Source organism: Stutzerimonas balearica DSM 6083 (assembly GCF_000818015.1).
GTDB lineage: Bacteria > Pseudomonadota > Gammaproteobacteria > Pseudomonadales > Pseudomonadaceae > Stutzerimonas > Stutzerimonas balearica.
Genome location: NZ_CP007511.1, coordinates 2190625 through 2216566 on the forward strand (window position 1 = coordinate 2190625; position 25942 = coordinate 2216566).

The 25942-nt window shown below is 64.4% G+C and carries 28 protein-coding genes and 1 tRNA gene; 4 read left to right on the plus strand and 25 right to left on the minus strand.

Annotated features, from left to right (window positions below; all coding sequences use genetic code 11):
- From CL52_RS09930 to CL52_RS09950, 5 genes are all read right to left on the minus strand, one after another.
- Complete coding sequence (locus CL52_RS09930; protein WP_043220271.1) at positions 1–1140, minus strand: acyl-CoA dehydrogenase; 1140 nt, start codon at positions 1138–1140, stop codon at positions 1–3.
- An 11-nt stretch (positions 1141–1151) separates the two neighbouring features.
- Positions 1152–2336 carry an acetyl-CoA C-acyltransferase gene (locus CL52_RS09935; RefSeq protein ID WP_043220272.1) on the minus strand — a complete coding sequence of 395 codons (1185 nt, stop codon included), beginning with the start codon at positions 2334–2336 and terminating at the stop codon, positions 1152–1154.
- Positions 2337–2347: 11 nt separating this feature from the next.
- Positions 2348–3115 (minus strand): SDR family NAD(P)-dependent oxidoreductase, encoded by a 768-nt coding sequence (locus CL52_RS09940; protein WP_043220275.1) that lies wholly within the window; start codon positions 3113–3115, stop codon positions 2348–2350.
- A 133-nt stretch (positions 3116–3248) separates the two neighbouring features.
- Complete coding sequence (locus CL52_RS09945) at positions 3249–4313, minus strand: AraC family transcriptional regulator (RefSeq protein ID WP_043220278.1); 1065 nt, start codon at positions 4311–4313, stop codon at positions 3249–3251.
- A 60-nt stretch (positions 4314–4373) separates the two neighbouring features.
- The gene (locus CL52_RS09950; protein WP_041105542.1) at positions 4374–4808 is read right to left on the minus strand and encodes a YqaA family protein; all 435 of its coding nucleotides are present in this window, start codon (positions 4806–4808) and stop codon (positions 4374–4376) included.
- A gap of 129 nt (positions 4809–4937) precedes the next feature.
- Between CL52_RS09950 and CL52_RS09955 the strand changes: the two genes are divergently transcribed.
- Entirely contained in the window at positions 4938–6962 is a 2025-nt protein-coding gene (locus tag CL52_RS09955; RefSeq protein WP_052264543.1) for a sensor histidine kinase, read from the plus strand.
- On the opposite strand, the gene CL52_RS09960 is transcribed toward CL52_RS09955, so the two are convergent.
- The 14 genes from CL52_RS09960 to CL52_RS10025 all read right to left on the minus strand — a co-directional run bounded on the left by CL52_RS09960 (position 6929) and on the right by CL52_RS10025 (position 16080).
- Positions 6929–7585 (minus strand): response regulator transcription factor, encoded by a 657-nt coding sequence (locus tag CL52_RS09960; RefSeq protein ID WP_052264544.1) that lies wholly within the window; start codon positions 7583–7585, stop codon positions 6929–6931. The two genes, CL52_RS09955 and CL52_RS09960, sit on opposite strands and share 34 nt — an antisense overlap.
- 132 nt (positions 7586–7717) lie before the next feature.
- Positions 7718–8446: a hypothetical protein gene (locus CL52_RS09965; RefSeq protein ID WP_043220280.1), complete on the minus strand. Its 729-nt coding sequence runs from the start codon at positions 8444–8446 to the stop codon at positions 7718–7720.
- Positions 8447–8599: 153 nt separating this feature from the next.
- Positions 8600–9370: an EAL domain-containing protein gene (locus tag CL52_RS09970; protein ID WP_043220282.1), complete on the minus strand. Its 771-nt coding sequence runs from the start codon at positions 9368–9370 to the stop codon at positions 8600–8602.
- 132 nt (positions 9371–9502) lie between these two features.
- On the minus strand, positions 9503–9958 hold the full coding sequence (locus CL52_RS09975) for a hypothetical protein (protein WP_043220284.1): 456 nt from the start codon (positions 9956–9958) through the stop codon (positions 9503–9505).
- A 120-nt stretch (positions 9959–10078) separates the two neighbouring features.
- Positions 10079–10300 carry a carbon storage regulator gene (locus tag CL52_RS09980; protein WP_041105546.1) on the minus strand — a complete coding sequence of 74 codons (222 nt, stop codon included), beginning with the start codon at positions 10298–10300 and terminating at the stop codon, positions 10079–10081.
- 82 nt (positions 10301–10382) lie between these two features.
- On the minus strand, positions 10383–10856 hold the full coding sequence (locus CL52_RS09985; RefSeq protein WP_043220286.1) for a hypothetical protein: 474 nt from the start codon (positions 10854–10856) through the stop codon (positions 10383–10385).
- Complete coding sequence (locus tag CL52_RS20335) at positions 10853–11683, minus strand: winged helix-turn-helix domain-containing protein (RefSeq protein WP_052264545.1); 831 nt, start codon at positions 11681–11683, stop codon at positions 10853–10855. Before CL52_RS20335 ends, CL52_RS09985 begins: the two co-directional genes overlap by 4 nt.
- 189 nt (positions 11684–11872) lie before the next feature.
- Positions 11873–12880, minus strand: a complete 1008-nt coding sequence (locus CL52_RS09995) for a glutathione S-transferase family protein (RefSeq protein ID WP_043220289.1) — start codon at positions 12878–12880, stop codon at positions 11873–11875.
- 85 nt (positions 12881–12965) lie between these two features.
- The gene (locus CL52_RS10000; protein ID WP_376752656.1) at positions 12966–13940 is read right to left on the minus strand and encodes a glycosyl transferase family protein; all 975 of its coding nucleotides are present in this window, start codon (positions 13938–13940) and stop codon (positions 12966–12968) included.
- A complete protein-coding gene (locus tag CL52_RS10005; RefSeq protein WP_043220293.1) occupies positions 13937–14272 on the minus strand; it encodes a TusE/DsrC/DsvC family sulfur relay protein in 336 nt (111 codons plus the stop codon). Before CL52_RS10005 ends, CL52_RS10000 begins: the two co-directional genes overlap by 4 nt.
- On the minus strand, positions 14269–14571 hold the full coding sequence (gene tusB / locus CL52_RS10010; protein ID WP_043220296.1) for a sulfurtransferase complex subunit TusB: 303 nt from the start codon (positions 14569–14571) through the stop codon (positions 14269–14271). The genes CL52_RS10005 and tusB overlap by 4 nt, the downstream gene beginning before the upstream one ends.
- The gene (gene tusC / locus CL52_RS10015; protein ID WP_041105552.1) at positions 14571–14930 is read right to left on the minus strand and encodes a sulfurtransferase complex subunit TusC; all 360 of its coding nucleotides are present in this window, start codon (positions 14928–14930) and stop codon (positions 14571–14573) included. Before tusC ends, tusB begins: the two co-directional genes overlap by 1 nt.
- Positions 14930–15322 carry a sulfurtransferase complex subunit TusD gene (gene tusD, locus CL52_RS10020; protein WP_043220298.1) on the minus strand — a complete coding sequence of 131 codons (393 nt, stop codon included), beginning with the start codon at positions 15320–15322 and terminating at the stop codon, positions 14930–14932. The genes tusC and tusD overlap by 1 nt, the downstream gene beginning before the upstream one ends.
- A 92-nt stretch (positions 15323–15414) precedes the next feature.
- Positions 15415–16080, minus strand: a complete 666-nt coding sequence (locus tag CL52_RS10025) for a Bax inhibitor-1/YccA family protein (protein WP_041105554.1) — start codon at positions 16078–16080, stop codon at positions 15415–15417.
- Positions 16081–16201: 121 nt separating this feature from the next.
- Here CL52_RS10025 and CL52_RS10030 point away from each other — a divergent pair.
- Positions 16202–16291, plus strand: a tRNA-Ser gene (locus CL52_RS10030).
- 49 nt (positions 16292–16340) lie between these two features.
- Here the strand turns inward: CL52_RS10030 and cysG are convergent.
- From cysG to ftsK, 6 genes are all read right to left on the minus strand, one after another.
- On the minus strand, positions 16341–17735 hold the full coding sequence (gene cysG, locus CL52_RS10035; RefSeq protein WP_043220303.1) for a siroheme synthase CysG: 1395 nt from the start codon (positions 17733–17735) through the stop codon (positions 16341–16343).
- A gap of 158 nt (positions 17736–17893) precedes the next feature.
- Positions 17894–19174, minus strand: a complete 1281-nt coding sequence (gene serS / locus CL52_RS10040) for a serine--tRNA ligase (protein WP_041105556.1) — start codon at positions 19172–19174, stop codon at positions 17894–17896.
- 66 nt (positions 19175–19240) lie between these two features.
- A complete protein-coding gene (gene crcB, locus CL52_RS10045; RefSeq protein ID WP_041105557.1) occupies positions 19241–19615 on the minus strand; it encodes a fluoride efflux transporter CrcB in 375 nt (124 codons plus the stop codon).
- Positions 19612–20937, minus strand: a complete 1326-nt coding sequence (locus CL52_RS10050; RefSeq protein ID WP_043220306.1) for a replication-associated recombination protein A — start codon at positions 20935–20937, stop codon at positions 19612–19614. The genes crcB and CL52_RS10050 overlap by 4 nt, the downstream gene beginning before the upstream one ends.
- A gap of 43 nt (positions 20938–20980) precedes the next feature.
- Positions 20981–21607 (minus strand): outer membrane lipoprotein periplasmic chaperone LolA, encoded by a 627-nt coding sequence (gene lolA / locus CL52_RS10055; RefSeq protein WP_041105559.1) that lies wholly within the window; start codon positions 21605–21607, stop codon positions 20981–20983.
- Between the two features lie 18 nt (positions 21608–21625).
- Positions 21626–24034: a DNA translocase FtsK gene (gene ftsK / locus CL52_RS10060; protein ID WP_074519851.1), complete on the minus strand. Its 2409-nt coding sequence runs from the start codon at positions 24032–24034 to the stop codon at positions 21626–21628.
- 212 nt (positions 24035–24246) lie between these two features.
- Between ftsK and trxB the strand changes: the two genes are divergently transcribed.
- Both trxB and aat read left to right on the plus strand, forming a co-directional pair.
- On the plus strand, positions 24247–25194 hold the full coding sequence (gene trxB / locus CL52_RS10065; RefSeq protein WP_041105561.1) for a thioredoxin-disulfide reductase: 948 nt from the start codon (positions 24247–24249) through the stop codon (positions 25192–25194).
- A gap of 45 nt (positions 25195–25239) precedes the next feature.
- Positions 25240–25920: a leucyl/phenylalanyl-tRNA--protein transferase gene (gene aat / locus CL52_RS10070; RefSeq protein ID WP_043220311.1), complete on the plus strand. Its 681-nt coding sequence runs from the start codon at positions 25240–25242 to the stop codon at positions 25918–25920.
- Positions 25921–25942: the final 22 nt, after the last annotated feature.

Here is a 25942-nt window from a genome sequence, read left to right on the forward strand (position 1 = left end):
TTACTTCAACTCCTGCAGGTTGCGCGCGATCACCAGCCGCTGGATATCGCTGGTGCCCTCGTAGATCTGGCAGACCCGGACGTCGCGGTAGATGCGCTCGACCGGGAAGTCGCGCAGGTAGCCATAGCCACCAAGGGTCTGGATCGCGGCCGAGCAGACCTTCTCGGCCATCTCCGAGGCGAACAGCTTGGCTATCGAGGCCTCCACCAGCGCCGGCTTGCCGGCTTCGCGCAGTGCCGCGGCGTGCCGCACCATCTGCCGCGCAACGGCGATCTGCGTGGCCATGTCGGCCAGGCGAAACGCCACCGCCTGGTGCTCGAGGATCGGCTTGCCGAATGCCTCGCGTTCGCCGGCATAGTCGCGTGCCGCCTCGAATGCCGCCTGCGCCATGCCCACCGCCTGCGCGGCGATACCGATACGGCCGCCCTCGAGGTTGGCCAGTGCGATGCGGTACCCCTCGCCCTCCTCGCCGAGGCGATTGGCGATCGGCACGCGCAGGTCGTTGAAGGCCAGCTGGCAGGTGTCCGAGGCATGCTGGCCGAGCTTTTCCTCGACGCGCACCACCTCATAGCCGGGCGTGTCGGTCGGCACGATGAAGGCGCTGATACCCCGCTTGCCGGCCTGTGGATCGGTGACCGCAAAAACGATCACCGTCCCGGCGTGGCGACCGGAGGTGATGAACTGCTTGGCACCATTGAGCACGTAGCTGTCGCCATCACGCACCGCTCGGGTGCGCAGGCTGCTGGCATCCGAACCGGCGTGCGGCTCGGTCAGGGCGAAGGCACCGATCTGCTCGCCGCGCGCCAGGGGCACGAGGAAGTCACGCTTCTGCTGTTCGTTGCCGAATGCCAGGATCGGCACGCAGCCGACCGAGTTGTGCACGCTCATGATGGTCGAGCAGGCGCCGTCGCCGGCGGCGATCTCCTCCAGGGCCATGGCATAGGCCACGTAGCCGGTATCGCTGCCGCCCCACTGTTCGGGTACCAGCATGCCGAAGAAGCCGAGCCCGGCCATTTCGGCGATCGCCTCGGCCGGGTAGCGGTGCTCGCGGTCCCAGGCCTCGGCGAAGGGCTTGAGCCGCTCGCGGGCGAACTGCCGCGCCATCGCGGCGATGGCTTGTTGATCCTCGTTCGGTAGCATCGGCCGCCTCCTCAGATCAGTTCGATGGCCATCGCCGTCGCTTCGCCGCCACCGATGCAGATGGCTGCCACGCCGCGGCGCAATTGACGCGCGCGTAGCGCATGAATGAGCGTCGCGAGAATGCGCGCGCCGGAAGCGCCAACGGGGTGGCCCAGAGCACAGGCGCCGCCATTGACGTTGAGCCGCGCATGATCGATGTCCAGCTCGCGCATCGCCGCCATCGGCACCACGGCAAAGGCTTCGTTGATCTCGATGAGGTCGACGTCGGCCAGGCGCCAGCCGGTGCGTTCCATGAGCTTGCCGATCGCCCCGATGGGCGCGGTGGTGAAGCGGCTGGGGGCATCGGCATAGGCCGCGTGGCCGTGGATCACCGCCTGCGCCTGCAGGCCCCAGCGTTCGGCTTCGGACCGGCGCATCATCACCAGCGCGGCGGCGCCGTCGGAAATCGAGCTGGAGTTGGCCGCGGTCACCGTGCCGCCTTCACGAAACGCCGGGCGCAGCTGCGGGATCTTGTCCAGCGACGCCTTGGGCGGCTGCTCGTCATCGCGCACCTGGCGCTGCTGTTTGCCATCGGTCACGTCCAGCGCGACGATTTCGTCGGCGAACGCGCCGCCGGCAATGGCGGCCTGCGCCCGGCATAGCGATTCGATGGCATAGGCGTCCTGCTGCTCACGGGTGAAGCCAAAGGCATCGGCGCACTCCTCGGCGAAGCTGCCCATCAACCGGCCCTTGTCGAACGAGTCTTCCAGGCCGTCGAGGAACATGTGGTCGAGCACCCGGCCGTGCCCCATGCGGTAGCCGGCTCGGGCCTTCTCCAGCAGATAGGGGGCGTTGGTCATGCTCTCCATGCCGCCGGCGACAACGATGTCGCTGCTGCCGGCCAGCAGCTGGTCATGGGCGAGGATGGCGGTCTGCATGCCCGAGCCGCACATCTTGTTGACCGTGGTACAGGTCGTGGCGCGGGTCAGGCCGGCGCCTAGAGCGGCCTGGCGTGCCGGTGCCTGGCCCTGCCCGGCGGGCAGTACGCAACCCATCAGCACGTCCTGGACGTTCTCCGGCGGCAGGCCGGCACGCTCGACGGCAGCGCGGATGGCAGCAGCGCCCAATTGTGGCGCCGTCAGGCTCTTGAGGTCGCCCTGGAAGCCGCCCATGGGCGTGCGGGCGCAACTGACGATGACGATCGGATCCTGTTTCATGCTTGCTTCCTTCACTTGGCGGCCATGCGCAACGCACCGTCGAGGCGGATCACCTCGCCGTTGAGCATGGGGTTCTCGAAGATATGCCGTACCAACGCGGCGTATTCGGCCGGGCGGCCCAGGCGCGGCGGGAACGGTACGCCGGCGGCCAGCGAATCACGGATTTCCTGGCTCATGCCGGCCATCATCGGCGTCTCGAACACGCCGGGCGCCACGGTCATCACGCGGATACCGAAGCGCGCCAGTTCACGCGCCGCCGGTAGCGTCATGCTGACCACGCCACCCTTGGAGGCGGCATAGGCGGCCTGGCCGATCTGCCCGTCGAAGGCGGCAATGGACGCCGTGTTGACGATCACACCGCGCTCGCCCTCGGCATTCGGCGGGTTGTCGGCCATCGCTTCGGCGGCCAGACGCAGCATGTTGAATGTACCGATCAGGTTGATGCCGACGATGCGGCCAAAGCTGTCCAGCCCATGCGGCCCCTGACGACCGAGGATTTTCTCGCCGCCGGCTACACCCGCACAGTTGACCAGCCCGTGTAGCGCACCGAAGCGCTCGCGGGCCTGGGCCACGGTGCGGCGGGCAGCCGCTTCGTCACGGATGTCGGCCTGGACGGCAATCGCACCGGCGCCGAGGGGCTCGACGCAGGCACTGCCGGCGGCCTCGTCGAGATCGGCCACCACCACCTTCGCCCCGGCTTGTGCCAGCTCGCGTACGGCGGCGGCGCCCAGACCTGAACCACCGCCGGTGATCAGAAAGACGCTGTCTCGAATCTGCATGGCGTTCTCCCGCTGTTGTTGTTCTTCGGATCGAAGCCGGAGCCATGTTCGGTCGCCATGCGGGCCGCCAGCAATGGTCGATGCACTCAAGCGTACTGAGCGTTTTGGCCAATGGCCGCTGGCTATCAGCCGCTCACTCGTCGGCGGTGCCCAGGATCAACGTGCGGTAGTGCCCGGGGTTGGTACCCGACCACTTGCGAAAGGCCTTGTAGAACGAGCTGACGTCGGCGAAGCCGAGGCGCTCGGCGATTTCCGCGTAGCTCAGGGCCGCATCGGCCAGCCAGCGCGTCGCCAGCTCGCGTCGTACGGCATCCTTGATGCCCTGGTACGGCTGTCCGGCCTCGGCCAGCCGGCGACGCAGCGTGGCCGGGGACATGCACAGCTCGCCGGCGAGCGTCTGGCTGTCCGGCCAGCGATCGGCAGGCCGTTCACGCAGCAGTTGCTTGATGCGGCTGGCCAGGCTGCTGCTGTCGCGATAGCGAACCAGGATATTGGCCGGTGCGTCCTGGAGAAATGCGCGCAGCTCCTCTTCGCTGCGCCGTATCGGCAGGTCGAGCACCTCGGCGGCAAAGATGATGCGGGTCGAGGCCTGCGAGAAACGCAGGTTCTCGGAGAACATCACCCGATAGTCGTCGGTGTAGTCCGGCTCGGCGCAGCGCGACTCCACCGCCAGCAAGGGTATCCGCCGGCCGACGAGCCAGCAGGCCAACCCGTGGACGAGCATCCAGAAGGTGAAGTAGGCAAAGGCGCGACCGGGCGTGCAAGCGCCCTCTTCCAGCACGATCTCCGCCAGGCTGTGGCGGCGCACCAGGCGCCCGCGAAAGCGCTCGAGCGTGAGGCCATAGAAGCGCAGCATCTGGCGCAGCGCCGCTTCCAGCGTCGGCTGGGCGACGCAGCAGCGACTGATGAAGACGAAACTGCCCGAACGCAGGCGCCGTGCGTCCATGCCAAAGAACTCGTCGTCGAAGCGCTCGGCCAGCCCCAGCCACATGCGCCGGTAATAGTCCACGCTCACGCGTCCGTCCGGCTCGGCCAGACACGCCGACGACAGGCCAAGCGACTCGAGCAGTTGCGCAGGCGACCTGCCGGCGTCGGTAAAGGCCAGCAGAGCCTGCTGGACCAGGCGCACGGAAATGCTGTCGCGCTCGGCGGTCGAGGCGCTGTCGTGAAGGGCGAATGATTCAGGCAACGGGTTCATCCTGGGCTGAAGCGACCGTGACAGCGCACCATGATGGTCCACCGTGCCAGGCATCGCCAGTCATAGCCAGCCAAGCGTCAGGCCGGCAACGACCAGGTAACGCAGGGTCTTGGCCAGCCCGACGATCAGCAGAAAGCTCCACCAGGGTTCGCGCATCACCCCGGCCACCAGCGTCAGTGGATCGCCGATCAGCGGCGCCCAGCTGAGCAGCAGCGTCCAACGACCATAGCGATGGTAATGGCGCTGCGCCTGGTCCAGCTGTCGTTCGCTGAACGGAAACCAGCGGCGGTGGCGAAAATGCTCCAGATAGCGGCCCAGCAGCCAGTTCACCAGCGAACCCAGGACATTGCCGAGGCTGGCGAACGCGATCAGTGCCCAGGTCGAGTGGCCGCCCGCGGCGAGCAGCCCTGCAAGCAGCGCTTCCGAGCCCAGTGGCAGCAACGTGGCGGCGCCAAAGGCGGCCAGAAAAAGTCCTGCGTAGCCGGTGAGCTCCACTCGATTGCTTGCCTTCGCGCTGTTGCACAGCCCGCCAGTATGCCTGCGCCAAGCGATACGAGACAGGCCGTCAATAGGCAGCCACCCGGGCCGCCGCTATAGTGGCGCCTTGACTATCGGAGCTGAGAATTGAAGCGCGTCGTTCCGAGCTGGTGGTTGTGGCTCCTGTTGCTGGCGCATGGGCTGGCGCAGGCCAGCTGGCATGAAACGGGTACCGAGCCGGTTGCGCTGGGTGGCCGCTGGGCGCTGCTCGTCGACCCGGATGAGCGCCTGAGCGTGGAAGATCTGGAACGTCCCGGCATGGCGGCTCGCTTCATGACGCAGCAAGGCAACCCCGGGCTTGGCTATCGTAGCGGCGCCGTCTGGCTGCGCCTGCAGCTCGAAAGGCCCGCCCCCGACATCCCGATCTGGTGGCTGGACCTGCAGTCCTCCACGCTGGACGAGGTGGTGCTGTATCAGCGCCGAGCGGATGGCAGCTTTCGCCAGGCCGTCGCCGGCGACCACCGCAACAGCGAGGCGCAGGACATCCACTTTCGCAATCCGCTGTTTCGTCTCGAGCTCCCGGCCGAAGGGAGCACCACCCTCTACCTGCGCATCAAGAGCCACAATCCGATCAGTTTCGCGATGGTGCTCTGGCCGCCCGAGCGCTTCATCAGCTCGATCATCCGCCTGCAGTTGCTGCATGGGCTGATCTTCGCAACCTTCGTCCTGCTGATCGTCAGCAACCTCTGGCTGTACTTCGCCAGCCGAGACACCACCTTCGGGCTGTTCAGCCTGTTCACCCTGGCCAACCTGATCACCATGCTCGGGGCAGAAGGCTACCTGCCGTACTACCTGCTCGGTGCGCTGGCCGGGCCAAAGGATCTGCCGAGTACCCTCGCCTGGATCTGGGCGCCGGTGCTCGGTGCGATCTTCCAGGTCCAGTACCTGGGCCTGTTGCGGATGCGGCTGTTGGCCAGCCTGGCACGCTGGGGCCTGGTGGCGATGTTGCTGGCGGCGCTGCTCGCCTCGATGAACCTGCTGATTCCCTGGTCGTTATGGCGACTGATCTATCAGGGCTGGATATTTCTGTGCGCATTCGCGTTGTGCCAGATCGCCTTCTGGCTCGGGCTCAGCGGTCTCAAGCGAGCGCGGGTGTTGGCGGCGGTGCAGGCGCTGTTCCTGCTGAGCCTGGCACTGCGGATCGGGCGCAACCTCGGCTGGTTCGAGCCCGGGCTGCTGATCGACAACGCCCTGTATTTCGCCATGGCCGCCTACGCGCTGGTGATGAGTTCGGCGGTCAGTCGCAGCCACGAGAACCTGCGTCGGGAAAAGGAGGCCGCCCAGGCCGAGGCACTGGCGCTGGCACAGCGCAACGAGCAACACCTCGAAAGCCAGGTTGCCGAGCGTACCCGCGCGCTGGAAGCCACGGTTGCCCAGGTGCAGGCTGCGCTTTCGCTCGAGCGGCACGCCAAGGAGGAGCAACGGCACTTCCTCGCCACCGCGTCCCACGAACTGCGTACTCCGCTGGCCGTTATCGACGCCACCGCGCAGAACCTCGAGCTCGACCATGAAGGTGATCCCGCCACCCTCGAGCGATACCGCAAGATCCTGCGGGCAACCGAGCGTATGACCCGGCTGCTCAGCAGCTCGCTCGACGAGCGTCATTTCGGCTTTCTGCGCAACGTGGCGCACCTGCGCGAAACGGCTACCGCGCCGTTGCTGCATGATGCCGCCAGCTCCGCACGACTGCTCGGCGAGAAGCACATCATCCGTGTCGATGAATCCCACCTGCCGCCAAGCCTGCGCTGCGACAGCGAACTGATGCTGCTGATACTGCGGACGATCACCGACAACGCCGTCAAGTACACGCCGGCCGGGACCAGGATCACCCTCAGTGGCCGGGTCGGCGATGAGGGCGTCAGCCTGCAGGTCACCGACGACGGCCCGGGCATCGCCGCCGAAGACCTGCCGCATGTGTTCGAGCCCAACTACCGTGGCCGCTCCGCTGGCGACAAGAGCGGTACCGGGCTAGGCCTGTCGCTGGCCAGGCGGATGATGCAGATGCAGGGTGGCAGCGTTGCCATCGCCAGCGCACCGGGCGAAGGCTGCCAGGTCACGCTCACACTGCCGCATGCGCCCTACGCCACGACGATCGGCGCAGTGAAACTGTAGCCCTCGCCGTGTTCGGTCTTCAGCGGCAAGTCGTCATTCAGCGTATCGCGGCAGCGCTTGCGCAGGCGGCTGATCAGCGTATCCATGCGTCGCTGGTCGTAACTCAGCCACTGCTCGCCATAGGCCTGGACGATGGCGCGGCGAGAAACCGGAACGCCCGGCCGCTCGGCGAGTAGCTGCACGAGGGTGAACTCGTTGCGGCTGAGCTGCAGCGCCAGGCCGCGCGGCGAAATCAGCTGGCGCGCACCGGATTGCAAGGTCCACGAGGTGGGCACCCGGCGGCTGAGCGAGACGATCACCGCTTCGAGTTCGATCAGTTTCACCGGCTTGACCAGATAGTGATCGGCGCCATCGTGCAAACCCTGCACCACGTAGTCAGAACTCCCGCGCGCCGACAACGCAATGATGCCGGCGCCGGGTGACGCTTGCCGCAAGCGGGTGATGGCGTCGAAGCCACTGCCGTCGGGCAGCATGATGTCGATGATGGCCAGCCCGGCCTGATCCATGAGCGCCTCGAACTCCTGCAGCGAGCCGGCGCACAGCACCGACCAGCCGCGTCGGCTGAGAAACGCGGAGATTTCTTCGCGCAGTTCAGCGCTGTCTTCGACCAGCAGAATGTTCAAGCATGCCTCGCGGGATTGCCGTCAAGGTTCCAGACCCACGCATTATGCCGTGACGACCAGCAGCCAGTCGGCCACCGCGGCGTCGCTTTGGTCGTATGGTTTTTCCAGGGTAGCGGCTTCGCTGTGGGCCGATCAGCCGGCCGCCTGGTACGCCTCGTTGCCTGATCCAGCCCAGTAGGCGCCCTGGCCCAAGGCAAAAGGCAAGCCGCTGACCACCCGTTGCTGCCAGGCGGTGACGACATTCGAGGCCCAGAGCTCGGCCCGATGGCGCTCGACAATGGCGTACAACAAAGACCGCAAGGTCTCGTAGCGGCTCAGCAGAAATGCCGAGCGAAAGCCTGCGCCGACCTCCAGATGCGCCATGCTCAGCTTTACCGCGCGGCAGAGGCCGAGTTCGAGCTCGGGAGGCACACCGCTCAGATCAGGGTCCGCCAGGACGACGGCGATGTTCGCCTGTTGTAGGCGAATCAGCGCATCGATGTAGCGCTGCGCTCCGCCGTGCGCTGTGAAGGGCGCAGCGGTGGCCACCACGTTGAGTCGATAACCGCACGCTCGGAGATCCAGAGCTGCCTCGGACAGCAGCCCTACCACTTCGGGTTTGCCAAGCACCGCCTTGCTCAGGTTGAGGTACAGCTGGGGCTGCGCCCCGCCGTCCGCATGAGGACGGGTCAAGGCATGCAGCCGCAGGCGAAATAGAAACTGCGCAGCCAACTCGGCCGGCCTGCCATGCTGGGGGGCGGCATAAGTGAGGCCGGAACCCGCCTGCATTGATGTTTCGTAGCCTATCGGCCGCAGGCGCCGGTCGAAGACCGGCAGCCAGACCATGTCACGGATCGCACGTTCGTACTGCCTGCGATTCATCGCCTCTCCTTACCGCCGGTGTGCTTCCGGCAACGCGGCTCGGTCTGACGCCAGCACGCCAGATTCGTGTTGTGACGCCGGTCACGATATTAAGGCGGTGGCCGCGGCAATTGCTGACAGAACCTTACGGTTGCCCTCTGGGTACCAGACGATTCAGATGGGCTCAGGCGGCGAATAGTAGTCACCGCTGAGCAAGTGGAACGGTAGCCGCAGGGCGAGCTGGTGGTCGGCGTGGCACTCGATCCGGTCGGCCATGAAGCAGACGTCGCAGCGCTCGAGCAGTGCGGTCATGGCCCCGTGCGTCCTGTCCAGCACCTCGTCCTGCCCAGCCGCAGCCTCAACGCAGCATTGGCGCAGATCGACCTTTACATAGCGGCACAGCCCTAGCGCCAATACGCGTGCGCTCAAGCTGCCCTGCTGCGCAGCGAGCCGAGCCATCAGCTCGACGCCGTGATCGAGCAGGCCATACAGGTGCCCGAAGATCACCCGGCTGGCTCGCGGGGCAGCGGCCAATCCGCTTGCCTCGAGCCGTCCACTCAGCTCCAGCACCAGCTGCAGGCCGAATGGCTTGAGCTCGGCCGCAGTCCAGGCCATATCGTCCATCAGCGAATGCTCGAGCAGGAGCGACTCATCAATCGTGACAACGCAGCGCAGCGGCCAGGGTCGCCCGCCGCGCAATGCCAGGCGTCGGGCCGCCGCGGGAATCAGGCGAATGCGCTCGAGCAGTTCGGCGCAGAGAATCGCACGGCGGTCGTCTGGCGCGAGCGCCTGGCCCAACCTGCCGAAGCAACTGAAGTAATGGCTGCCGTGCAGTCGTAAATGCCGGTCGACGATCTGCTGGCGGAAAAACTCGGTTTCGCCGTGGCTCCGCAGCCTGCTGCGATGTAACGCGACGAGCCGATCAAGATTCTGGCTGATCCCCATGCGCCCTCCGAGCCGCCAGACATCGGCGGTGAGTCCGTTTCTTTCAGCAAAGCAGGACGTTCCCGGGGCGCGTCGGAGGAACCCGTTGTTTTAACAACAAATGAGCTTGATGGGCGGGGCCGGCAGCCGTCGTTACATCTCGTGGATGCGATTGACCTGCTGCGCCAATCGCATCGTTTCATGCTGCTCCAGCTCGAGCAGCTCGCGGGCCAGCTCACGGGCCGTGTCGATCTCCGCGCGTCTAGCCAGCGAGCGGTAGAGGTCGAGAATCCGGTTGTGCATTTCGAACACGTCGGCACAGATCTCTTCGACCGTCATCTGGTGATAGGCCTTGCACTTCTGGCCGAGGTGCATGGGTTCGCGCACGAGGTAGTCGTAAATCCAGGTGTGCAGCGCCTTGCCATCGGCGTGCGCTTCGATCTTGGAGATGGTTTCCGACAGGACCTTTTCGTGATCCGCCAGGTAGAGCAGCAGCCACTTCGCACGCGTTTCCGCCTGCTTGCTGGCCCCGGCGCTCATGCAGCGGGCCAGTTGCGCATGGGCGTCGCGCGTCCAGTCGATGAGATCCTCGAAGCGTTCGATTTTCATGGCAGCGCTCCTCGCTCGGGCCAGGGGTCATATAGGCAGGATAGCTGTGGGCCTGCCGCCGTGCCCAAGCCAGGGTGTGGCGTTCAGTCGCGAACGGGCGGAACGTGACCTGCAAGCCCGTCAGACTTCGGTCGATGTGTCTTCCACCAGTTCGGCACGTAGCACCTTGAGCTCTGCTGGCGCGTGAATGGCAAGACGGACCCGGCCACCGCTCACCTCGCCACACATGATGGTCACACCATCGGTGGTCAGATGCCTGACGAGGTCGTCGAGGTTGGCGCCGGGCGCAACCGTCAGGCGCAGTTTTTCGCCCGGACGGCGGGAAAGTGTCAGATAACCCATGTTGTCGCTTCCTTTGTATAGGGCGCTTGGCCCGTGATGGTTCGTATAGTCGGATCGTGGCGTCCGGCAGCCGGCGCTCTGGCTAGCGTCTGCTGTAGCAGCGCACCAAGTCGCCCTCGTAGTGGTACAGGCAGAGATGGTTTTCCGGCGCCGCGAGCAGGCGTAGCTGCACGACCTCCCCTTCATACAGGCCGAAGCCCTCGGAGTAGCCGCTGGCCATGTAGGAGCATCGGTTCGCGGCCGCGGTGTGCGTGACCGCGACGACTTCGTAGCTGATGTAGCGCTCGGTGCGCACCTTCAAGGCACCGGAGACGGTATCGATCGGCTGGCCGCTTTCGTCCAGGCAGGCATCGAACAGGCGCGGGCCGGTCTTGCGCCACTCTCGGAACAGCCGTGCGCGCGGCTCGCCACTCTTGGAGAACGCCATGAGCTCGGACAGGTAGCGGCCACTCTCTCCGCCCGGTAGCCGCAACGACAGGGCGAGCGCGACGCCTACCAGCAGCAAAGCCAGCTGCAGCCCCAACAGGCCGACGGCTAGCCGCTTGCCGGCGTTCATGCCGAACACCGCCGGAGAAATGCCGACACGGCCGGAGCGAGGCCACGGCCCTTCGGAATGATCGCGTTGACCGCAGTGCCGCTGGCTGGCACGCAGGACAGGCTGAAGTCATTGCTGCGCGGCACGACCCAGTAGTCGGCGCTCGCTTCGGCGAACGCCGGCGCGACGATAGCTTCCAGCAATTCGTCGACCGGATTGCCGTTGCGCACGATGTTGAACCGATAACCGAGATGCTCCCGGGTATCCAACGCCACCGGGCCAGCGAGCAGGCTGGGCGTGTAGTTGGCGTAGTCGTATTGCTGCCACAGCCAGAACATGAGCAGAACCAGGCCGAGCGAGGCATTCCAGACCCAGAGCAGCCCCGCCCCCTGCCCCGCGCTCACGGTTGGCCGGACAACGGCATCGGCATCCGCATCGGCTTCGCAGGTTGGCGTCGTGAGCAACGGTGGCGCAGCCGGCAGCGGCGTCGCTGGCGCGCTGGGCTCGGTGAGGGCGAAATCGGGGTTCCAGCGGTATCCGCGGCGGGGGACCGTCTGGATGATCTCGTGCAGCTTCTCGTCGCCAATCAGGTTGCGCAGGTTGAAGATGCACTGGTTCAGGCTACCGGTACTGACGATCCGGTGTTCCCAGGCGTAGCGCAGTATTTCTTCTCGGCTGCGGATTTGCCCGGGAACCGACAGCAGCAGCTCCAGGGCGCGGCTATCGGTGTAACTGATCGTCAGGCTCTCTTCGTTCCCGCTGGCATCTTGAATGAGCAGCAGGTTCTGCTCCGGGCGGAACTCGGCACGCCCGGCGCCCTTGTGGACTCTCAGATGATGGCTCTTCATAGCGGCTTCCTGCAGACATCCGTGTCCCCTATGAGGAGGGCTGTGCCAGTCCCGTCCGTCCTTCTTGTTGTGATGTAGGCGTCATTCGCGACGCGTGGCCCTTCCCAACCACGCGTCGCCTTGATCTACCTTCATTCTAGAAGGGAGTTGGCAGCGGAAATCTGTCAGTTTCTTACAGCGCGAGCCGCTCTAGCGGTGCTCCTGACGGAGCCAGAGCCCCTTGCCCGCCAAGGCCTCGCGATCATGCGGGCGATCCAGATCCAGCCATGGCCCCTTCGGCACGAGCCCGTTGCCGTTGATCTGCCGATGGCTACCGTAGTAATGCCCTTTGATGTGCTGGAAATCGACCGTCGCGGCGATCCCGGGCCACTGGTATACCTCGCGCAGCCAGCTGGACAGGGCCGGGTAATCTTCGATGCGTCGCCAGTTGCACTTGAAGTGCCCGAAGTAGACGGCATCGAAGCGGATCAGTGAGGTGAACAGGCGAATATCGGCCTCGGTCAGGTATTGGCCCGCCAGGTAGCGTTGCCGGGCGAGACGCCGTTCCAGCCAGTCCAGCTCCTGGAAAAGTGCGTCGAAGGCCTCTTCGTAGGCTTCCTCGGTGGTGGCGAACCCCGCGCGATAGACGCCGTTGTTCACCGCCGCATAGACGCGCGCGTTGAGCGCGTCGATTTCGCCCCGCAGCGGCTCCGGATAGAGGTCGACCTGCGAGCCGGTCAGATGATCGAAGGCCCTGTTGAAGATGCGCAGAATCTCGGCCGACTCGTTGTTGACGATGCAGCGGCGCTCGCGATCCCAGAGTACCGGTACCGTGACCCGCCCGCTGTAGCGTGGGTCATCGAGGAGATAGCGCTGATAGAGGTATTCGAGGCCGTCCAGCCGGTCGCCGGTCGAACCACTGGCAGGCTCGAAGGTCCAGCCGTTTTCCAGCATCAGCCAGCCCACCACCGAGACGTCGATCAGCCCCTGCAGCGATTTCAGTTCACGTGCGATCAGCGTCCGGTGCGCCCAGGGGCAGGCCAGCGATACGTAGAGGTGGTAGCGCCCGGGCTCGGCCTTGAAACCGCCGCGCCCATCGTCACCCGGCCTGCCCTCGGGCGTCACCCAGCTTCGCCGTTTCGCCTGCTCCCGCTCGAAGCGCCCGTCTCGGCTCTCGTACCAGCGGTCGTGCCAGCGCCCGTCGATCAGTAATCCCATGCTGCCTCCCGTCGTTTGTCTTCGGAAAACAGTCTAGGGGCGATGGTTCAGCCGATCGGCCGGATTCGCGGAAGCCTATGATCGATCAGATCGATCGGTCCCGCTGTTGCCAGTACGCTCGCGCCTGTTCAAAGGCCTCGTCGCGGCTGGCACCCAGCCCGCGAAGCGCCAGTGCCATGGTGGCCGTCGTGGCGAGCTCTCCATAGGCATCGGGCTCGCCGCGCCACACCGCCAGCAGGTGCGCCGGATCGAGTTCGGCCGGCTTGACGTGACGCTGCGCGGAAAGCGCCGGCCATGGTTCGTCCCAGGCTTCGCCATTGGCCGTTCCGTAGAGCACCGCAGCGCTGTCCGGGTTGATCTCCACCTCGCCGCCCTCGCCCTTGACCACGATGGCGGTGTCGCCGAGCAGTCGACTGGCTTGGCGATGGATCTCCTGATAGCCAGGGTGAAAGATGCTCTGCAGCCCGCATCGCGCCCCGAGCGGGTTGAGGATGCGCGCCAGCGAATGGATCGGCGAACGCAAGCCGAGCACGTTGCGCAGATCGATCATGCGCTGCAGGACGGGCATCCAGGCCCCAAGCGGGATGAAGGCGAGGCTGTCCCGATCGAGCGTCTCCTGTACCTGCGTCCAGTTCTCGCAGCGACCGATACCCAGCAGATCGAGCAGCTGCTCGGTGTACAGTCGCCCGGCGGTATGCGTGCCACCGCCATGCAACAGGATGCGCACGCCATTGCCTGCCAGACAGCGCGCCGCCAACAGATACCACGGCAGATGGCGCTTCTTGCCGGCATAGCTTGGCCAATCCAGATCGACGCGGACGGCCGGGCTGGGCAGACGTGCCCGTACCGCCTCGGTGAAACCCGCAAGCTCTTCGGCGCTTTCTTCCTTGTGCCTGAGCAACATCAGAAAGGCGCCGAGCTGGACATCTTCCACCTCGCCGTCGAGCAACATGCCCATGGCCACACGGGCTTCGTCGCGCGTCAAGCCACGCGCACCGCGTTTACCCTTGCCCAGGATGCGTACGAATTCGGCGAAGGGATGTTCTACAGGAGAGGTCATAGGCAATTGGTCGGCTTCGGCAGGCCCGCGAGCTTCGCGGCCAGTTTGGCGGGAGTGCCCTTGAACAGGCGGTTCAGATGCAGGCTGTTGCCCTTCTGCGGCCCGAGTTCGGTGGCCACGTACTTGACCAGCGGGCGGTTCGCGGGTGAAAGCTGATAGCGGTCGTAGAAGCGCCGCAACAAATGCAGGATTTCCCAGTGGGCCTCCTCCAGCGCGAGGCCTTCACGCTCGGCGAGCGCCTCTGCGACGGCCTCGTTCCAGTCGCTCAAGTCGACCAGGTAGCCATCGGCGTCCAGCGCGATGGCGCGGCCCTGTACGCTCAAGTCACTCATAACCAGCTATTGACCCGGTCATAGCGACCGCAGAGTTCAACGAACTCAGGGTAGTCGACCAACTGAACACGCGTGGCGAGCGGTATCGCGCCGCGCGCCGCATGGTCTTCGGCCAGGGTGAAGACATGGATGCTCGGGTCGAGGCCGACCAGCGCCTCTTGGGGCGCACTGCCCGGCTGCAGGGCATAAACCGCGTCGCCACTGAGCAGCACGGCGTCGGAGCGCTCCAGCAGGCGAAGGCAGCTGGCGAAGCGGCCATCGTCGAAGGGTGAGTGGGACAGCAGGTGCAGAGTGGCCATCAGAGCGTAATCACATGGTCGAAACGGTTGAGAAGCGCGCGCAGCTCGTCTTCGCCGAGCACGTCCACGGGCAGCGCCAGTGACCCGGCGTCGAGGCCACGTTCGTCAAGGCTGCGGGCGCAGGCATAGAGGGTATCGACGCCGAACATCGGCAGGGCCTGAAGGTTGGCCGAGAGGTTCTTCTGCTCGATGGCGGCAGGTTGCTGTGCCGCGGCGAGTTGGAACACGCCGTCGTCGAGAAACAGCAAGCCCAGCGGCAGCTCGAAGGCGCCGCCTGCGAGCGCGATGTCCAGCGCCTCGCGCGCCGATGGGCCGCTCCAGGGGCCCTGCCGGCTGATGATCAGCATCGAACGCGTCATCAATTGCCTCCAAAGCAGACCAGACGGTCGGCCTCCTGCGCGGCCTCATGGAGCTGGCCGAGGCCGGACAGCGTCCATCCCGCGCTCAGGTTCGCAGCCGGACGCCGGTAGCGTGCGGCCTCCTGCTCGTCCAGCACACCGCGGCGCAAGCCGGCCGCAATGCAGACCACCCCGTCGAGCTGATTGTCCGTGACGAAACGGCTCCAGGCCGCCGCCACGTCGAGCTCGTCCTGGGCGAACACGACGTTGGCCGATGCGCTATGCACGCCGTCCTGGTAGAAGAACAGCCGCACGATTTCATGCCCGCCTGCCAGCGTCGCCTCGGCAAACCGCAGGGCACGGCGCGCGGCCGGCGAATGAGGCGGGGAAAACAGTGCGATTGCGAATTTCATGACGCATCCATCGTTATGCAGGGCTGCAATGATACGCCAGGCACACAAATGAAAAAGCCCGCCGAAGCGGGCTGATTCGATAGCACGAACCGTCAGTCGTCGCCCGCAATGCCCAGCAGCTGCAGCAGGCTGATGAACAGGTTGTAGAGCGAAACGAACAGGCCAATCGTGGCCATGATGTAGTTGCGCTCGCCACCGTGGATGATGGCGCTGGTCTGGAACAGGATGCAGGCCGAGGAAAACAGCACGAAGCCGGCGCTGATGGCCAGTTGCAGACCGCTGATCTGGAAGAAGAAGCCAACCAGCATCGCTCCCAGCAGCACGAAGAAGCCTGCGGTGATGAAGCCGCTCAGGAAGCTCATGTCCTTGCGCGTTATCAGCACGTAGGCCGACAACCCGAAGAACACCAAGGCAGTCATGGATAGCGCGGACGTCACCAGCTCGCCACCGTTGGCGAGGCCGAGATACAGGTTGAGGACCGGGCCCAGCGTATAGCCCATAAAACCGGTCAAGGCGAAGGTACTGACCAGGCCCCAGGCCGAGTTGCGTAGCTTCACGGTGAGAAAGAACAAGCCATAGAAGCCGATCAGCACCACGAAGATGTTGGGATACGCGGCATTGGCCTGCATGGCCAGATAGGCAACCAGGCCGCTGAAAGCCAGGGTCATGGCCAGCAGGCCGTAGGTGTTACGCAGCACTTTGCTGACTTCGCGCTGCTCCACTTCTGCGTGGCTAAGCGCGTATTCGTGTTCTCGCATGGCGACGCTCCTGACGATGATCGAAGAGAATTTGCCCGGACTATAACAGAGGCGAGGCAGAACTCTGCGCTCAGAGTTTGACAGTCTGTTTCGATCCGGTACTATGGCGCCCGCTTCATGCGGAGGTGTGGCCGAGTGGTTGAAGGCAGCGGTCTTGAAAACCGCCGAAGGGGAAACTCTTCCGTGAGTTCGAATCTCACCGCCTCCGCCATCTGCATAGCAAAAGCCCCGGTTCTCCGGGGCTTTTTTTCGGGCTACCGCTATTCTGTCTGCGCAGCGCCCTCGAACCAGGCGAGCTTTTCGCGCAACTGGACGACTTCCCCCACGATCAGCAGCGTCGGAGCCTGCACCTGTTCGGTGGCCACCCGCCCGGGCAAATCGGCCAGCGTTGCGGCGAAAACCCGTTGATTGCGCGTGGTGCCCTGCTGCACCAGTGCCGCCGGTGTCGAGGCGGCGCGGCCGTGTGCGATGAGCTGCTCGCAAATCACCGGCAGTCCGACCAGCCCCATATAGAAAACCAGCGTCTGCGCCGGCGCGGCCAGCTCCGCCCATGGCAGGTCGCAGCTACCGTCCTTCAGGTGACCGGTGACGAAGCGTACCGATTGCGCATGATCCCGATGGGTCAATGGAATGCCGGCGTATGCGGCGCAACCACTGGCTGCGGTGATTCCCGGCACCACTTGGAATGGCACACCATTGGCTGCGAGCTCTTCGATCTCTTCACCGCCACGCCCGAAGATGAACGGATCCCCCCCTTTGAGCCGCAACACGCGCTTGCCCTGTTTCGCCAGAGCGACCAGTTGCTGGTTGATCTGCTCCTGAGGCAGCGCGTGATTGGCCCGCTGCTTGCCCACGTAGATCCGGTCGGCATCGCGCCGGCACAGTTCGAGGATGGCCGGGGCAACCAGGCGGTCATACAACACGACATCGGCCTGCTGCATCAGGCGCAAGGCACGGAACGTCAAAAGATCCGGATCACCGGGCCCAGCACCGACCAGATAAACCTCACCCAGCAGCTGCTCCCTGTCGCCCGCGAGCTTTTCCTCCAGCAACTGCTCGGCTTGCGCCTGTCGCCCGCTCAGCGCCTGTTCAGCGATCGGCCCCTGAAACACTTCTTCCCAGAAGATGCGGCGCTGCTGGACGTTGGCGAAGCGCGCCTTGACCCTCGCCCGATAGCGCCGCGCCAGACCCGCGAGCTGGCCGTAGGCAGCAGGTATCCACGTCTCGATGCGGGCACGCATCAACCGCGCCAGTACGGGCGCGTCGCCGCCGCTGGATACCGCGATCATCAGCGGCGAGCGGTCGACGATGGCCGGAAAGATCACACTGCACAGTTCCGGCGCATCCACCACGTTCACGGGGATCCCGATCGTACGGGCGTCGGCGGATACCTGTGCATTGGTAGGCTCGCTATCGGTAGCGGCAATCGCCAGCACGCAGCCGTGCAGATCATCGGCCGTGTAGTTGCGCGCCCGGCTCTCACCGCCGCTTTCTGCGACAAGCGCAACCAGCGATTGATCGATGCTCGGCGCTACCACGCGCACGCAGGCGCCGGCATCGGCCAGCAGTCGCGCCTTGCGCAAGGCGACCTCGCCGCCGCCGACGACGAGCACCAGCCGGCCCTTTAGATCGTGAAACAGCGGAAGGTAATCCATGAGCGAATCCTGGCAGTTGGGGTATCCATCACAGCGGCTGCCGCTGCGCGTGCCCTTGTCGAGCATCAAGTAAGCGCGCGGCGGCTACCGTGCGATGAGGCCTGGCCCTTCGGACTACCACATCCAGGGCCGGCCTCGGCACGCTCGCCCGGGCCCGGTCAACCGATCGTCTCGAGACCGCCCATATAGGGCTTGAGCACCTCCGGCACGCGGATCGCGCCGTCGGCCTGCTGGTAGTTCTCCAGCACCGCGACCAGCGTACGGCCCACCGCCAAGCCCGAACCGTTGAGCGTATGGACGAGCTCGGGCTTGCCGCTCTCCGGGTTGCGATAGCGCGCCTGCATGCGACGCGCCTGGAAGTCACCACAGTTCGAACACGAGGAAATCTCGCGGTACTTGTCCTGGCTTGGCACCCAGACTTCCAGGTCGTAGGTCTTGGTCGCGCCAAAGCCCATGTCGCCGGTGCACAGCGCGAGCACGCGATAAGGCAACTCCAGCAACTGCAGTACACGCTCGGCGTGGCCGGTCAGTTCTTCCAACGCCTCGAAGGACTTCGCCGGCTCGACGATCTGAACCATCTCGACCTTGTCGAACTGGTGCTGACGAATCATGCCCCGGGTGTCGCGACCGGATGCACCGGCCTCGCTGCGGAAGCATGGCGTATGCGCCGTGAGCTTGAGCGGCAGCTGCTTGGCATCGAGGATCTCGCCCGCGACAATGTTGGTCAGCGACACCTCGGCTGTGGGGATGAGGTAGAAATCCGCTTCGCCCTCGCGGCTGATCTTGAACAGATCTTCCTCGAACTTCGGCAGCTGGCCGGTGCCCTGCAACGCCGGAGCCTGAACGAGGTAAGGCGTGTAGGTTTCCTCGTAGCCGTGCTCACGGGTATGCAGATCGAGCATGAACTGCGCCAGCGCACGGTGCAGCCGGGCGATAGGCCCGCGCATCAGCGCAAAACGTGCACCGGACAGTTTGGCGGCCGTTTCGAAATCGAGCCAGCCGTGCTGTTCGCCGAGCGCGACATGGTCGCGTACCTGGAAATCGAACGTCGGCGGCGTACCCCAGCGACGCACCTCGACATTGCCCTCCTCGTCGTCTCCGACCGGCACGGATTCATGCGGCAGGTTCGGAATGCTCAGCATCAGCTGGTCCAGCTCGCTCTGGATACGGTCAAGCTCCTGCTTGCCGGAATCAAGCTCGGTACCCATGCGATCCACGTCGGCGAGCAAGGGGGCGATGTCCTCGCCGCGCTGCTTGGCCTGCCCGATGGACTTGGAGCGCGCATTGCGCTCGGCCTGCAACTGTTCGGTACGGGTTTGCACCACCTTGCGCTGGGCTTCGAGCGCCTCGATGCGCTCGACGTCCAGCTTGTAGCCTCGGGTCGCCAAGCGCTGCGCGACTTCGCGCAGCTGGGTGCGTACCAGTTTGGAATCAAGCATGGTTGGTCTCGTCTGACTGAAAGGGTTGCAAAGGGGTTGCGCAGTTTACTGGCGATCGCACGTCATTCATAACCTGGCGAGCGCCAGGCCGGCCCATGCCGCCAGCAATCCGCCGACGACGCTGCCACTCGTATACAGCAGCGCGGTCAGCACCTGGCCGCTTTCCAGGAGCCGCAAACTATCGAGCGAAAAACTGGAAAAGGTCGTCAGCGAACCGAGAAAGCCGATGATCAGCGCCCCGCGCAGCTCCGGCGATACCTCTGGGCGCGTCAGAAAATGCGCGTAGAGGAAGCCGATGATCAGGCAGCCAGCCAGATTGACGGTCAGGGTGGCAAAGTAGAAATGCCGCGGCCATTGGTTGGACACCCATAGCGATATGCCGAAACGCATCAGCGTACCGACGATTCCACCCAGCGCGACGGCCAGCAGCATGCGCATCAACGCTTCCTCCGCTGGATCGGGCTGGCACTGTCGAGCTGTGCCAGGTGCTCGAGCTTGTCGCGAATCTTGCTCTCCAGGCCGCGCGGCACTGGGTGGTAATAGCGGCGCGGCTGCAGCGCTTCCGGAAAATAGTCTTCGCCAGCGGCGTAGGCATCAGGCTCATCGTGGGCATAGCGGTACTCCATGCCATAGCCGAGCTCTTTCATCAGGCGAGTCGGGGCGTTGCGCAGGTGCAGCGGCACTTCCTGCGAACCGTGCTCTGCCGCATCGCGCATCGCTGCCTTGAAGGCCGTGTAGACGGCATTGCTCTTCGGCGCGCAGGCCAGGTAGACGATCGCTTGCGCGACCGCCAACTCACCCTCGGGGCTGCCAAGGCGCTCCTGCACATCCCAGGCATCGAGGCACAGCGCCAGCGCTCTGGGGTCGGCATTGCCGATTTCCTCGCTGGCCATTCGCACCACGCGGCGGGCTATGTACAGCGGGTCGCACCCGCCATCGAGCATTCGCGCGAACCAGTACAGGGCTGCGTCCGGGTTGGAACCGCGCACCGACTTGTGCAATGCCGAAATCTGGTCGTAGAAGGCTTCGCCCCCCTTGTCGAAACGACGTCGACTATCACCCAGCAAATTCTGCAGCAACTCCGGTTCGATGCTGCCGCCAGGCTCGGCAAGGTCCGAAGCGTTTTCCAATAGGTTGAGCAGACGCCGACCATCGCCATCGGCCGCCGCGAGCAGGATCTGGAAGCTGGCTTCCGGCAGCTGCAAACGCAGCTCCCCAAGCCCCTTGGATTCGCTCAGCGCGCGTGCGACCAGATTGCGCAATGCGCTTTCATCAAGACTCTTGAGGACGTACACGCGCGCTCGGGACAGCAGTGCATTGTTCAACTCGAACGACGGGTTTTCCGTAGTCGCGCCGATGAAGATCAGCGTGCCGTCCTCGACGTAGGGCAGGAAAGCGTCCTGCTGGGACTTGTTGAAGCGATGGACTTCATCGACGAACAGGATGGTCCGCCGTCCATACTGGGCCGCCTGCTGCTTGGCGATTTCGACCGCCTGGCGAATCTCCTTTACGCCGGCAAGCACCGCCGAGACTGTCTCGAAGTGCGCGTCCGACACCTTGGCCAGGAGCCGTGCCAGGGTAGTCTTACCGACCCCGGGAGGCCCCCAGAAGATCATCGAATGCAACGCGCCCTGTTCCAGCGCTTCGCGCAGTGGTCGGCCGCGGGCAAGCAGATGCTCCTGCCCGACGTACTCGTCCAGACTTGCCGGACGCAGGCGAGCCGCCAGCGGCTGGGCAACGGGCTCCCGACTGAACAGGTCCATTCAGTGCTTTACCTTGATCGCCTGGCCGTCGCGTGGCCGACCATTACTCGGAGATGACATCTGCCCCCTCAGGGATCTCGAACTGGAACAGCCCCGACTTCAACGGCTCGTTCATCTTCACGCCCATGAACAGGATGTTGGTCCGCTGACCGACGCTGTCGATCAGTTGCATGTCGTTGATGACGCCGCCGCGAAAGGACAGCCGCAGGCTGTCGAACAGGGTGTCTCGCGCCTTGGGCCGAAGCGTGAAATCGATGACGTCGCCCACTTCCTTGTGCGAGACCTCGAAGTTCTCGCTGATCGTCGAAACGTCACCCGACAGCAACAACGCCGGGGTATGCGTCAGCCGCTGGTCCAGCTGCTGGATGGTGACCTGCTGCAGATCAGGATCGTAGAGCCAGACCTTTTCGCCATTGGAAACCAGCAGCTGCTCCATCGGCTCATCGGTATGCCAGCGGAACTGCCCCGGGCGCTTTAGCGCAAGCTCCCCCGAGGTTTCCTGCAGCTGGGTCCCGCTGGCATCGAGCGACAGCTGAGAGAATCGTCCGGTCAGCGTGTCGGCCTGGCTGAGCAGGCTTGTCAGGCGCTTGGTAGAGGCGTTCTCGTCGGCCTGCACGGGGGCCAGCACGAGCAACAGGGCGAACAGGGAAAACAGGCGAATCAGCTGCATGAAAAGCCTCGCTACGACTCAGTCGCGAATGGGCGGTGGCGCGATGACTTCGCGCGAACCATTGGTGTTCATCGAGGTGACGACGCCGGCTATTTCCATGGCTTCGATCATACGCGCGGCACGGTTGTAGCCGATCTTCAGCTTGCGCTGCACCGCGGAAATGGAAGCTCGTCGGCTCTCGGTAACGAAGCGTACCGCTTCGTCGTACAGCGGATCCTCTTCGCTGCCCTCGCCGCCTTCGCCACCGCTGCCACCGGCGTCGAAGCCGCTGCCGGAATCCTCGACACCCGCAAGAATGTCTTCGATGTAGTCCGGGGCGCCACGCGCCTTCCAGGCCTCGACCACGCGATGGACTTCATCATCGGAGACGAAAGCGCCGTGTACGCGGATCGGCAGGCCGGTTCCCGGCGGGAGATAGAGCATGTCCCCATGGCCGAGCAATTGTTCGGCGCCACCTTGATCGAGAATCGTGCGCGAATCGATCTTGCTGGACACCTGGAAGGCCATGCGGGTTGGAATGTTTGCCTTGATCAGGCCGGTAATCACATCCACCGACGGCCGCTGCGTCGCGAGAATCAGGTGAATGCCGGCGGCCCTGGCCTTCTGCGCGATCCGCGCGATGAGCTCTTCGACCTTTTTGCCGACGATCATCATCATGTCGGCGAACTCGTCGACGACCACCACGATGGTAGGCAACGCTTTCAGGTACGGCGGTTCGTCATCCATCGACTCGCGCTTGTAGAGCGGGTCGTGCAGCGGAGCACCCGCCTCCTCGGCCTCCTTGACCTTGCGGTTGAAACCCGCAAGGTTGCGCACACCCATCGCAGCCATCAGCTTGTAGCGCCGCTCCATCTCCGCGACGCTCCAGCGCAAGGCATTGGCAGCTTCTTTCATGTCGGTGACAACGGGGCACAGCAGGTGCGGAATGCCTTCGTAGATGGAGAGCTCGAGCATCTTGGGATCGATCATGATCATCCGCGCCTCTTCTGGCGTGGATTTGAACAGGATCGACAGGATCATCGCGTTGACACCGACCGACTTACCCGAACCCGTGGTACCGGCGACCAGCAGGTGCGGCATCTTGGCCAGATCGGCGATCACCGGCTTGCCACCGATATCGTGCCCGAGGGCGAGCGTCACCGGCGATTTCGCATCGTCGTACTGAGTCGACGACAGCACCTCGGAGAAGCGCACGATCTGGCGATCCTCGTTGGGGATCTCGATACCGACGGTGGTCTTGCCCGGTATCACTTCGACCACTCGCACGCTGATCACCGCCAGCGAGCGAGCCAGGTCCTTGGCCAGATTGGAGATGCGACTGACCTTTACCCCCGGAGCCGGCTGGATCTCGAAACGCGTGATCACCGGGCCGGGATGGACCGACTCGACGGTCACCTCGACGCCAAATTCCTTGAGCTTGATTTCGAGCAGGCGCGACATCGCTTCGAGCGACTCGGGCGAGTACTGCTTCTGCTGCTTTTCGGCGACGTCGAGCAGTGAAATGGGGGGCAGACTCCCCTCGATCAGCGGGTCGACAAACAGCGTCGCCTGCTTTTCCTTCATGACCCGCTTGCTCGGCTCGGGTGCCTTCGGCGCAACCGGTGCCTCGATGACCGGCGCCGGGCGCTTCTCACGCTCGCTCATGTGACGAACAAGCGATTCTTCGCGCTCCAGCAGACGTTCCTTGACCTTCGCCTGCTCCTTCCGGTCGCGCACCACAGGCGCCGCGACCTCATTGACCAGCTCGTCGACCTGGCGCAGTTGAGCCACCAGCTGCTTGCGCTCGCTGCGTGCCGACCACCACCGGCTGAAGCCGCTCTGGATCAACTCCAGCAGATCGAGCGTGATCTTGCCGGTCAGGTCCATCACCTTGAACCAGGACAGATCGGTGAACACTGTCAGCCCGAAGAGAAACAGCGCAAGCAGCCCCAGCGTGCTGCCTTGCACATTGAGCGAGTTGACCGCGAGCTGGCCCAGGCTCTCGCCAAGTGCGCCGCCCGCCGAAGCCGGCAGGACCTCGGCGGCATTGAAATGGATGTAGGCCAAGGCCGAACCCGACAAGACCAGGAACACCAGGCCGATCAGGCGCCACGAGAATAGCCAACCGTTCCAACGCCAGGCTTGATGACGTGCGCGGAAAACCTGCCAGGTCTTGATCGCCAGCAACAAGGGAAACAGGTAGGCGAAATAACCGAGCGCCATGAACAGCACGTCGGCGAACCAGGCACCAGCACGCCCGGCAGCGTTCTGTACCTGCTGGACATTACTGGTGTGCGTCCACCCGGGGTCGGAGGGCTCGTAGGTGAGCAGCGCCATCCACAGGTATGCGCACAGCACACCCAGGGCAATCAAGGCGCCTTCCTTGAGGCGGTAATGGAGTTGCTGTCGCCACGACGAGACCGTCGCAGAGGGAGAGGAGTTCTTCAAAACGCTTCTTTTCCTGCGCTTTCAGCGCGCTCGATGAACCGGTAACAGCCGTAAGCCGGGCATTGTACGGGTTTGTCGGCCTGATCGCATGTCGGTTCCGCTGCCCGGGCAATTCGCCTCGACTTCGGTGTAGCATAAACGCCACTTTTCACCGCGCGGCTCGACTGGAGCACGCTTTTCTATTTGGCAACAAAGGCTTATGAGGGCTTTTTATGAGTGAAGTCAAGCATTCGCGTCTGATCATCCTTGGCTCCGGCCCGGCCGGTTATACCGCCGCGGTGTATGCTGCACGCGCCAACCTCAAGCCGCTCGTGATCACCGGAATCCAGCCTGGCGGCCAGTTGACCACTACAACCGAAGTCGACAACTGGCCCGGCGACGTCGAAGGTCTTACCGGCCCCGCGCTGATGGAGCGCATGCAAAAGCATGCCGAGCGCTTCGATACCCAGATCCTCTTCGATCACATCCATACCGCAGAACTGCAGCAGCGCCCCTTCACACTCAAGGGTGACAGCGGCACCTACACCTGCGACGCCCTGATCATCGCAACCGGCGCATCGGCACAGTATCTGGGGCTGCCGTCGGAAGAGGCGTTCGCGGGCCGCGGGGTTTCAGCGTGCGCCACCTGTGATGGCTTCTTCTATCGCAACCAGGTGGTGGCTGTCGTGGGCGGAGGCAACACTGCGGTCGAGGAAGCGCTCTACCTGTCAAACATCGCCAAGGAAGTGCACCTGATCCATCGCCGCGACAAGCTGCGCTCGGAAAAAATCCTGCAAGACAAGATCATGGAAAAGGCTGCCAACGGCAACATCCGCCTGCATTGGAACCATACGCTCGAAGAGGTGCTGGGCGACGACAGCGGCGTGACCGGCGTGCGCTTGAAGCACACCCTGACTGGCGAAGAGGCACGCCTGGACCTGGCAGGCGTGTTCATCGCCATCGGCCACAAGCCCAACACCGATCTCTTTGCTGGCCAGCTGGCGATGCGAGACGGCTACCTCTCCATCAAAGGCGGCAGTGAGGGTGACGCCACCGCCACCAGCATCGCAGGCGTTTTTGCAGCCGGCGACGTTGCCGATCACGTCTATCGCCAGGCCATCACCTCGGCCGGTGCCGGCTGCATGGCTGCGCTGGATGCAGAGAAGTTTCTCGACAACTGACGCGAAGGCGGGCCTGGCCCGCCTCCCCTCCTGACGGCACGGCCTATGCTGACCTGGCTGCAACGCGATGATCTCGGCTTTCCTCCGCTTGAACAGGCGCTACGTGAGCCGAACGGGCTGCTGGCAGCCGGCGGCGATCTGAGCGCCGAGCGCTTGGTCGCGGCCTACCGGCACGGCTGCTTCCCCTGGTACCAGGAGGGTCAGCCCATACTCTGGTGGTCTCCCGATCCACGGACCGTGTTGTTCCCGGGCGAACTACACGTATCGCGAAGCCTGCGCAAGCGCATCCGCCAAGGCGAGCTGCGGGTTACCTTCGACCAGGCGTTCGCCGAGGTCATCCAAGGCTGCGCCGAGCCCCGCAGCTATGCCGAAGGAACCTGGATCACGCCTGCTATGCAGCACGCGTATATCCGCCTGCATGAGCGGGGTATTGCGCACTCAGTAGAGGTGTGGCGACAGGGTGTCCTGGTAGGCGGCTTATACGGCCTGGCAATGGGGCGCCTGTTCTTTGGCGAGTCGATGTTCAGCCGGGAGACGGACGCCTCCAAGGTTGGTTTCGTGCAACTGGTGGAACGACTGCGCGACTGGGGATTCGAAATGATTGACTGCCAGATGCATACGCACCATCTAGCCAGTTTCGGCGCCCGCCCGATTCCTCGCAGCGAGTTCAAACGGCTGCTCGCTCAGCATCTGCAACGACCTGGCGAAACGAATTGGCGTGCGTAGTCGAGCAAGGCAAGCTGACCTA